The 9,047-nt window shown below is 42.0% G+C and carries 7 protein-coding genes; all 7 read right to left on the bottom strand.

Going from position 1 to position 9,047, the window contains the following annotated elements:
* Nucleotides 1-908, bottom strand: a 908-nt coding sequence (locus tag VNZ46_RS09445) for an ABC transporter permease (RefSeq protein ID WP_325559884.1), incomplete at its 3' end; no start/stop codon positions are given.
* Nucleotides 909-922: 14 nt separating this feature from the next.
* Nucleotides 923-1,669: an ABC transporter ATP-binding protein gene (locus VNZ46_RS09440; protein ID WP_325559883.1), complete on the bottom strand. Its 747-nt coding sequence runs from the start codon at nucleotides 1,667-1,669 to the stop codon at nucleotides 923-925.
* A gap of 3 nt (nucleotides 1,670-1,672) precedes the next feature.
* Complete coding sequence (locus VNZ46_RS09435; protein WP_325559882.1) at nucleotides 1,673-2,590, bottom strand: ABC transporter ATP-binding protein; 918 nt, start codon at nucleotides 2,588-2,590, stop codon at nucleotides 1,673-1,675.
* Complete coding sequence (locus tag VNZ46_RS09430) at nucleotides 2,590-3,534, bottom strand: HlyD family secretion protein (RefSeq protein ID WP_325559881.1); 945 nt, start codon at nucleotides 3,532-3,534, stop codon at nucleotides 2,590-2,592. Before VNZ46_RS09430 ends, VNZ46_RS09435 begins: the two co-directional genes overlap by 1 nt.
* Nucleotides 3,535-3,537: 3 nt before the next feature.
* Nucleotides 3,538-4,812, bottom strand: a complete 1,275-nt coding sequence (locus tag VNZ46_RS09425; RefSeq protein WP_325559880.1) for a TolC family protein — start codon at nucleotides 4,810-4,812, stop codon at nucleotides 3,538-3,540.
* Between the two features lie 462 nt (nucleotides 4,813-5,274).
* Nucleotides 5,275-7,635: a phosphoketolase family protein gene (locus VNZ46_RS09420; RefSeq protein WP_325559879.1), complete on the bottom strand. Its 2,361-nt coding sequence runs from the start codon at nucleotides 7,633-7,635 to the stop codon at nucleotides 5,275-5,277.
* 4 nt (nucleotides 7,636-7,639) lie between these two features.
* Nucleotides 7,640-8,827, bottom strand: coding sequence for an acetate/propionate family kinase (locus tag VNZ46_RS09415; protein ID WP_325559878.1), 1,188 nt, complete (start codon nucleotides 8,825-8,827; stop codon nucleotides 7,640-7,642).
* Nucleotides 8,828-9,047: the final 220 nt, after the last annotated feature.

Here is a 9,047-nt window from a genome sequence, read left to right as displayed (position 1 = left end):
AACAGAAATCCACTGAACAGAAGTGTTGGCAGGAACAAACTCATCATCGAAGTAAACATGGCGGTTTGTTGTGTTTTTGCAGTATTGGAGATCAAGATGCCAACAGACAAGGAAGTAATGGTAAATAGAATACTTTCGGCGAGGAGTAATGTTAGACTTCCCACAATGGGTACACCAAGGGCATAAACACTTAACAACAATATGCTCGCAATATTGAGTAAAGAAACCAGGAGATAAGGAATCGTTTTGGCTATGATAATCCGGAAAGGTTTCAAAGGGGATACCAATATCACTTCCATAGTGCCGATTTCTTTCTCTTTTACGATAGAGATGGAAGTCATCATGGCACAGACCAGCATCAATACCAAAGCCATTACTCCCGGCACAAAATTATAAGCGCCTTTCAATTCAGGGTTATACAGCATTCTGACCTGCACCTGTATGGTATAAGGCAAATCCTGATGCTGGTTGAGTTCTTGCTGGTAATCGTTGACGATGGCACTGGCATAATTGGTCAGTGTATTGGCAGTATTGGGATCTGAAGCATCGGCGATCAGCTGTATCTGTGCATGGTTGGCATGCAGCAGATCACTGCGGAAACCGGCAGAAAAAACAATAGCCATCCTGATCTTTCCTTGTTTAAAGGTGGCACCAATATCCTGATAAGTATGGACGTTTTTGACCAGGCTAAAATATCTGCTGGCTGCAATTCTGTTAGAAATAACCCTGGAGGCCTCATCTTTTGACTGATCAAAAATGGCAATTTTGGAATTCTTAACTTCATTCGTTAAGGCAAAACCGTAAAGTAAGATCTGGACAACAGGCATCCAGATCAGGATAAACAATGTTCTCCTGTCTCTCCAGATGTGCAGCCATTCCTTTTTAATAAAGATGAGAAACTGTTTCATTGTCGTTTTCTTTATTATTCTGCTGTTCTTACAGCTTTTCTTGCCAATTGCAAAAAGACTTCGTCCATGGAGTTTACACCATAATTTTTCATCAGGTTTGCTGGTGAGTCCAGGGCGTCAATCCGACCATCCACCATAATAGAAACCCGGTCGCAATACTCCGCTTCGTCCATATAGTGTGTAGTCACAAAAATGGTGATGCCACGTTCGGAAGCATCATAGATCATACTCCAGAACTCTCTTCGGGCCACAGGGTCTACCCCACCTGTAGGTTCATCTAAAAAAACAATAGCCGGATCGTGCACAATGGCTATAGAAAAGGCCAGTTTTTGTTTCCATCCAAGCGGCAAAGACCTCACCATGGTTTTCTCTTCTCCTTCAAGATGCAGTTGTTTCATCAACGAGGCCGTTTTCTGACGGATCTGTTCATCTCGCAAGCCATAAATCCCACCATAGAACCGGATGTTTTCAAAAACGGTCAGATCTTCATAAAGAGAGAATTTCTGGCTCATGTAGCCAATGCGTTTCTTGATCATTTCGGTTTGCTTGTAAATATCAAAACCAGCTACCGTGGCTATTCCGGATGTGGGCAGGGATAATCCGCACAAGATCCTCATTGCAGTTGTTTTACCGGCCCCGTTTGCACCAAGAAAGCCAAAGATCTCCCCTTTTTCTACTTCAAAACTGATATGGTCAACGGCTACAAAATCTCCGAACTTTTTAGTGAGGTCTTTTGCTGTGATTACTTTGTTATTTTCCATTCCTCAATTCATTAAAGCCATAAAACAATCTTCTATATTGGGGGTAATGGTCTTGATCTCCACATCAGTATATTGACCATTTTGAACAATCTGTTCCAGCTTTTTTTGATTCGAATCCGGGTTTTTAAAGGCAACATGGTGGTATTGACCAAAGGGATAACAGCTTTCTATATCCGGATCTGCTTTGATGGCATGAAGCAAGGCGTACATTTCATTGGCGCGGATGGCCCATAAAGAATTAGGGTATTCTGAAATTATCCCTTTCGGGGTGTTAACAGAAAGCAATTGTCCGTTCTGGATTAAGGCTACACGGTCGCATAAGGTGGCCTCATCCATATAAGCGGTAGAAACCAATATCGTAATGCCCTGGATTTTAAGTCTGTGCAGCATTTCCCAGAATTCCTTTCTGGAAACCGCATCTACGCCAGTTGTCGGTTCATCAAGGAACAGGACTGTTGGTTTATGGATCAATGCACAGCTCAAGGCAAGCTTTTGTTTCATACCGCCAGACAACTGACCTGCCCTTCTGTTTTTAAAGGGTTCTATCTGCTGGTAAATCTCTTTGATCAGGTTGTAATTCTCTTCTATGGAGGTATTAAAAATAGAAGCAAAAAACTCCAGGTTCTCTTGTACAGTCAGGTCTGGATATAAGGAGAACTTTCCTGGCATATAGCCTACACAATTCCTGATCTTTTTGAGGTCTTTTACAACATCAAAGCCATCTACGGTAGCTGTGCCGCTGTCTGCCTCGAGTAAGGTAGTCAATATCCTGAATAAAGAGGTTTTGCCTGCACCGTCGGGACCAATTACACCAAAGATCTCGCCTTGATCCACAGAAAAAGATATGCCTTTTAAAGCATTGGTCACTACCTTGCCATTCTGGTAGTTCTTCACAAGTTGCTCAACAGTTATGGTTTTCATCACTTAGCATCAAACTTAATCTCTCCATACATCCCAATTTTAAGTAAGCCATCATTCTTTACATGTACTTTAATAGCATAGACCAGGTTGGCCCGTTCATCTTTGGTTTGTATGGTTTTTGGGGTAAACTCTGCTTTATCTGCGATCATTGTAATGGTTCCCGGATATCCTTTATAACTTTCTGAACCATTATCAACCAACACCTTTACGCTTTCATTGAGTTTAATCTGAGACAATTGCGTTTCGGTGATGTAAGCCCTCAGGGTGAGGATAGAAAGATCTGCAATTTTATACAAGGCTTTACCTGCAGCGGTAATTTCTCCGGCCATCGCGTATTTGCTCAATACGGTGCCATTTACCGGATTGACGATGCGTGTTCTGCTCAGCTGGTCATCAATCTGTGCAACAGATTTTTTCAAAGGCTGATATTCGCTTAATACGCTCTTGTTTTGCGTACCTATTGTCGTTTCCTGTACTTTTACCTGTTGTTTATTGGCGGCAATCTGCCTTTTCAATACATTGATCTGAAGGTCAATGTCATCCAGTTGTTTTGTAGTAGCTGCATCCGCCTTAATTAGATTTTGTACACGGGCCCTTTCATAAAAGGCATTGATCAGCTGTACTTTTAATACTTCTGTCTGATCTTGCAGCAGTTTGACCTGAGGTTTCACATCCATCGTTTTTTGATGCAGAGCACCGATTGTTGCTTCCACCTGTGCTTTTTGTAATTGCAGAGGTACGGGATCGATAACGCCTACCACACTGTCTTTCTTTAAATTCGAACCTTCTTCCAGGTTTAAAGTGAGGATCTTTCCAGGTACTTCTGAAGATATGATGACTTCATCTGCCTCAAAGGTTCCCGATGCATCAGACAGCTTATCCTTGGAGTTACATGCCGCAAGTACAACCGCAATGCCCATCAATGTGTATTTCCAGATCTTCATAAATTAATTGATTATATTACCCATTGTATTTTGATAATTATACTGTGCCTGAAGCATTTGTATTTGGTGCAGGATCAGATTTTGCCTAGCCTGATCTTCTGCATTCACCACAAGGATATAGTCGTGTACACTGAGTACGCCATTTTCTAATTGTGCGGCAGAGGCTTTCTTTACAGACTCGCGGAGCTGAATAATCGCATCATCATTCTTTAAAAGATCCGTAAATTTTGAGATAGCGGCCTGTTGCTGCTTTTGAACAAGACTGCTGTTGAATACAAAAGTCTCTCTTTGAAGATCAACCGATGTTTTATTGATTTCGAATATCCTTTTTTGATTTCTATAGGTGTACAAGCTGCCCAGGTTCCAGCTGAGTTTTACCCCACCAAGATAGTACCAGGCAAATTCATTACTGAGCATGTTTAAGCCAGGCCGGGCGTAGCCACCCTGGGCAAAAAAGCCAAACTTTGGTCTGAGCTGAACATTTAAAAGATGCTCCTGATCGTCATAAACTTTTTTCTGATGGTTATACAGCAGCAGTTCGGGCCGGTTAAACTGATTGTTCAATATGGGCGATACTGGTTTTTCAAAGACCGTTTTCTCGTTGACCTGTAAGTTAATAAATTGAGAAAGCATGTCTGTATAGGCTTTTCTTGTGGCTTTGAGTTCTACCCGGGCCTGTTCTGTCTGTAACATTTGGGCAAGTAGTTCTTCTACGCTGCTCCGGTAAGCCACTCCATTAGATACCAGTGCCTTTGCTTTATCGATTCCAGTCTGAACGTCTTTTGCCAGCAGCTCATTCTGTTTCAATTGTTCATCAATAAGAATAACACCAAAAAAGAGCTGATTTACGCGGTCATAAAGTTGGTATAACTCTACTTCCAGGCTCTGCTCCTGAACCAGGGCCGTGGTTTTGACCGTTTGTTTCTGATTACGGATCATACCCCCATCATAGATCACCTGGTCGATCTGACCATAAATTTTATACTGATCTTTATCATATTGAGGGGTAGAAAAGCCTGGAATGGGTATGGTAAAAGGAAAACTGGTTACGGTTGACTGATAAGTGGCCTGACCGCTGACGGAGAACGCAGGCAAATAACCACGTGCAGCATTCTGCAGCGAATAATCTTTGGTTTTAGCAATCAGGTCATGTTGTTTGGTTAGTGGATAATTCTCTTTAGCCAACTGGTAAACATTTTTGATTTTAAGAACGGGTAACTCTTGTGCGCAGGCATTTAAGCCAATAAACAGAGCAAGGTTTAAGATAATAGATTTCAACGGTCTCATTTAATTATCTGCGTTATTTGTGCCTAAAATCCAGCTCATCCCGATCTAAATAAATTTACGCATATTTCTATTCAAATAAGTGACAATATCATTAATGTGATTGAATTTAAACATGTTTTAATAGAAAAACTTCGTTTCATTTACAATTATTTTATATGATTTGAACTGAAGAGCATAATGGAGAAACAAACCGGATTAACTACAAATAAATTACATGCTCATTTTGCGGGCAGTCTAAACCATTATTTACATCGATATTTCAAACATATTCGTATTTGATTTTTGGATAATTGATTTGAGCGGAAATCTCATGTATAAAGGCATCAATTTTTTGCTGTAGTTTGTCTTCTTCACTTATCTCTTTACTGATTTTCACCAGGAAGGTTACAGTTTCCTAAAAAGACCGGATTAAATTGTGATCAATATCACGCAAACAAATTTTAATTTTCGGATTTATTCATTGCTCCATTTCCAGTTTTTAATCTCCGGCATATCATCTAGATAGGTACAGATGTATTGTTTATGTTCTTTTAATTTATTCTCGCAATACTGAATAAAAGCATCGGCCTGCTGATGCATCTTCGGAACCCGCTTTACAGCCTCCATGGCCAGATGATATCTGCTCATCTCATTCAGGACGACCATATCAAAAGGTGTGGTGGTGGTTCCTTCTTCCATAAATCCCCTTACATGGAATCTGGCTGGATCTGGCCGGCCATGTACCAGGTCGTGAATAATCCGGACATAACCATGAAAAGCAAAGATCACAGGGGCCGAAGCGGTAAACAACTCCAAAAACAAGTCTTCACTCATTCCATGAGGATGATAGGCTGCAGGCGACATAGACATCAGGTCAACTACATTCACTAAACGTACTTTGAGACCGGGCATATGTTTTCTTAATATCCAGGCAGCAGCCACAGCTTCCAGTGTAGGTACATCTCCGGCACACCCCAGTATTACATCCGGGTTCTGTTCATTTTCGTTCCCGGCCCATGGCCAGCTGGAAGCTCCCCTGGCACAATGTGCAATGGCCTGTTCCATATTCAACCACTGTAATTCTGGTTGTTTTCCAGCAACGACCACGTTTACATAATCTTTGCTCCGAAAACAATGATCCATCACAGACAGCAAAGTATTCGCATCAGGCGGTAAATATATCCGTATTACTGAACTTTTCTTGTTGACTACGGTGTCTATAAAACCAGGCCCCTGGTGGCTGTAACCATTGTGGTCTTGCCTCCATGCGTGAGAAGTCAGCAGGTAATTTAAGGAAGCAACCGGTTTTCTCCAGGGCAACTCTCTTGACGTCTTGAGCCATTTGGCATATTGGCTGACCATAGAATCTACAATGGTTACAAAAGCTTCGTAACATGGAAATAATCCATGCCGTCCGGTGAGCAGGTAGCCTTCAAGCCATCCTTCGCAAAGGTGTTCACTTAATACCTCCATTACCCTCCCGTCTTTCGCAAGCTTATCGTCATTTGCTATAATGGCTTCCATTGTGCAGCGTTCAGTAACTTCAAAAACAGCTTCCAGTCTGTTGGAAGTGGTTTCATCAGGGCAAAATAGCCGAAAATTACGGTGGTCGCGGTTCAACACAAAAACGTCTCTAAGGTATTTCCCAAAATCCCTTGTGCTTTCTGCCTCAGTTTCTCCTGGCCTGGCCATCAATATACCGTAATGCTTAAAATCTGGCAGGATCAAATCTTTAAGTAATGCCCCGCCATTGGCACAAGGTAATGCACTCATTCTTAATTCTCCCTGCGGCGCCATGGAACGAATGTCAGAAAGCAGTTTTCCTTCCTGATCGAACAAGGTTTCCGGACGATAACTCCTCATCCAGCTTTCCAGTAATTTAAGCTTTTCGGGATCTTCTTTAACACCTGACAACGGAACCTGGTGTGACCGAAAGGTGCCTTCTATAGGTACTCCATGCCATTCTTTAGGGCCTGTCCAGCCCTTAGGAGTGCGTAAAATAATCATGGGCCACTGAATCTCTTCCAGATCATTATTTTTCCTTGCTCTTTTTTGTATCTCTTTAATCCTTAAATAAGCCTGGTTCAAAATATCTGCCATGAGCTGATGAACCAGCACAGGGTCATTTCCTTCTACAAAAAATACTTCATAGCCATATCCGGTAAACAGCTGTCTTAAAGCTTTGTCGTTTTTTCGTGCTAAAACTGTAGGGCCTGATATCTTATAACCATTAAGGTGTAAAATGGGTAATACTGCTCCATCTGTTCTGGGGTTTAAAAAGGCTACCGATTTCCAGCTGCCCTCCAGCGGCCCGGTTTCTGCTTCCCCATCTCCAACCACACAGGCCACAAGCAAATCCGAGTTGTCCATCGCTGCCCCAAAAGCGTGCATCAGCGAGTACCCAAGTTCCCCTCCTTCATGTATAGATCCCGGGGTATGCGCCCCCACGTGGCTGGGAATGCCGCCTGGCGTAGAAAACTGCCTGAACAGTTGTCTAAGTCCCCGTTCGTTCTGTTCTATACCTGGAAATAATTCCGAATACGTACCTTCAAGATAGGTATGCGCTATAATTGCCGGCGCTCCGTGGCCGGGACCACATACATATAATATATTTGCCCCGGTCTCCTTAATCAACCTGTTCAGGTGCACATAAATTAGATTTAGCCCGGGCGAAGTGCCCCAATGCCCCAATAAGCGTGGTTTGATATGTTCTGGTTTCAAAGGCTGTTTTAAAAGGGCATTATCCTGCAGGTAAATCTGGCCAACTGCCAGAAAATTCGCTGCCTGCCAGTAGGCTTGCATTTTTTGTAGATCCTGATCCGATAAAATATTCATATGTTTAAATTTTAGGATTTAAAAGGTCATAGGCATGCTGGGCAATAATTTGTTCTTCATTCGTCTCCAATGCGCATACCGTTACCCAGCTGCTTTCTGCGGAAATAATTTCACTGTTATTTTGGTTGGCTTGCTGCTCAAGAATAATTCCCAAAAAACTCAAGTCATGGCAAATGCGTTCTCTGATTACGGAGGAATGTGTTCCTATACCTCCGGTAAAAACGAGGGTATCCAGCCCCCCCATCGCTGCTGCAAGTGCGCCAATAGACTTCTTTGCCTGATAACAGAATAGGCAAAGCGCTTCCTTAGCTTTCGGATTTATCTTTTCCTGGTCGAGTAATTCTTCAACATCCCCACTCCCTGCTATGGCAAGCATTCCCGAATGTTTACTGAGCAAATCATCTAGTTGATCCGCATTTAAATCCTCCTGTTTCATCAGCAACAGCATCACACCCGGGTCAAGATCACCAGATCGTGTACCCATCACCATTCCACCCATCGGGCTTATACCCATTGTGGTATCTATACTGATTCCTTTTTTTACAGCGACCATACTTGCTCCATTGCCTAAATGGGCAATAATGATCTTTTGTCTGGCAGGATGAAGAATTTGTTCTGCCAGTCTTTGCATAATAAACTCATAGGAAAGGCCATGGAAACCATACCGGATCAGGCCCGATGCCTTGTATTTTTCATCGAGCGGATAATATCTGGCATTGTGCGGCATATTCTGATGAAAACAGGTATCAAAGCAGGCGATCTGTTTTATTCCTTCGAATGCGGCGCCAAAAGTATTGATCAGATCAATTTCTTCTGGCAAGTGATTTGGTGCCAGATAAATATATTTTTCCAGGTCTGAAATGACCTCCTGATTAATTACGATTGGATTAAAATGCGCGGGGCCACCCTGGACAATGCGATGTCCAATGCAGACCAGGGGAAATTCCTTTTCATGTGACTTGAGCCATTGGATAAATTCATCAATAACACCTTTTTTATCCTTTTTGCTTAAAAACCATGGTTCTAAGATCCGGCCCTCGGAATCCTTAACCAAAAACTCTAAAAATTTTCCGTCAGATGAATTAGCTATGCCAGAGACTTTCATTTTTCTGGTCAGGACATCAAACAGTTTAAATTTTAAACTGGATGACCCCATATTCAGTGCAAGAATACAGTCATTAACTCTTTCCATGGGATACTTGTTACAAATTTCATCTAAATTAGACATAGCCTTTTCCTCAAAAGGTGATCTTATGGTGTGTAAAATGTGATACATATCATTATTTACTCCCAATAATTCGCTGATTTTTAGTACATTGTATCAGTTCAGGAAAGAGTTAAATCCGTTCAAGCAATCATGAATAAAAAAGTAGTGGTGATAGAAGACAACAATGACATTCGGGAAAGCATTG

Origin of the sequence: Pedobacter sp. (assembly GCF_035566355.1) — a bacterium.
In the GTDB taxonomy this organism is placed as follows: domain Bacteria; phylum Bacteroidota; class Bacteroidia; order Sphingobacteriales; family Sphingobacteriaceae; genus Pedobacter.
This window is presented reverse-complemented; position numbering and strand designations above follow the sequence as displayed.

Excerpts from the sequence above, each read along its gene's own strand:
- VNZ46_RS09420 (WP_325559879.1), bottom strand. The coding sequence starts at position 7,635 with ATGAATATTTTATCGGATCAGGATCTACAAAAAATGCAAGCCTACTGG.
- VNZ46_RS09415 (WP_325559878.1), bottom strand. The coding sequence starts at position 8,827 with ATGGAAAGAGTTAATGACTGTATTCTTGCACTGAATATGGGGTCATCC.
- VNZ46_RS09435 (WP_325559882.1), bottom strand. The coding sequence starts at position 2,590 with ATGAAAACCATAACTGTTGAGCAACTTGTGAAGAACTACCAGAATGGC.
- VNZ46_RS09440 (WP_325559883.1), bottom strand. The coding sequence starts at position 1,669 with ATGGAAAATAACAAAGTAATCACAGCAAAAGACCTCACTAAAAAGTTC.
- VNZ46_RS09430 (WP_325559881.1), bottom strand. The coding sequence starts at position 3,534 with ATGAAGATCTGGAAATACACATTGATGGGCATTGCGGTTGTACTTGCG.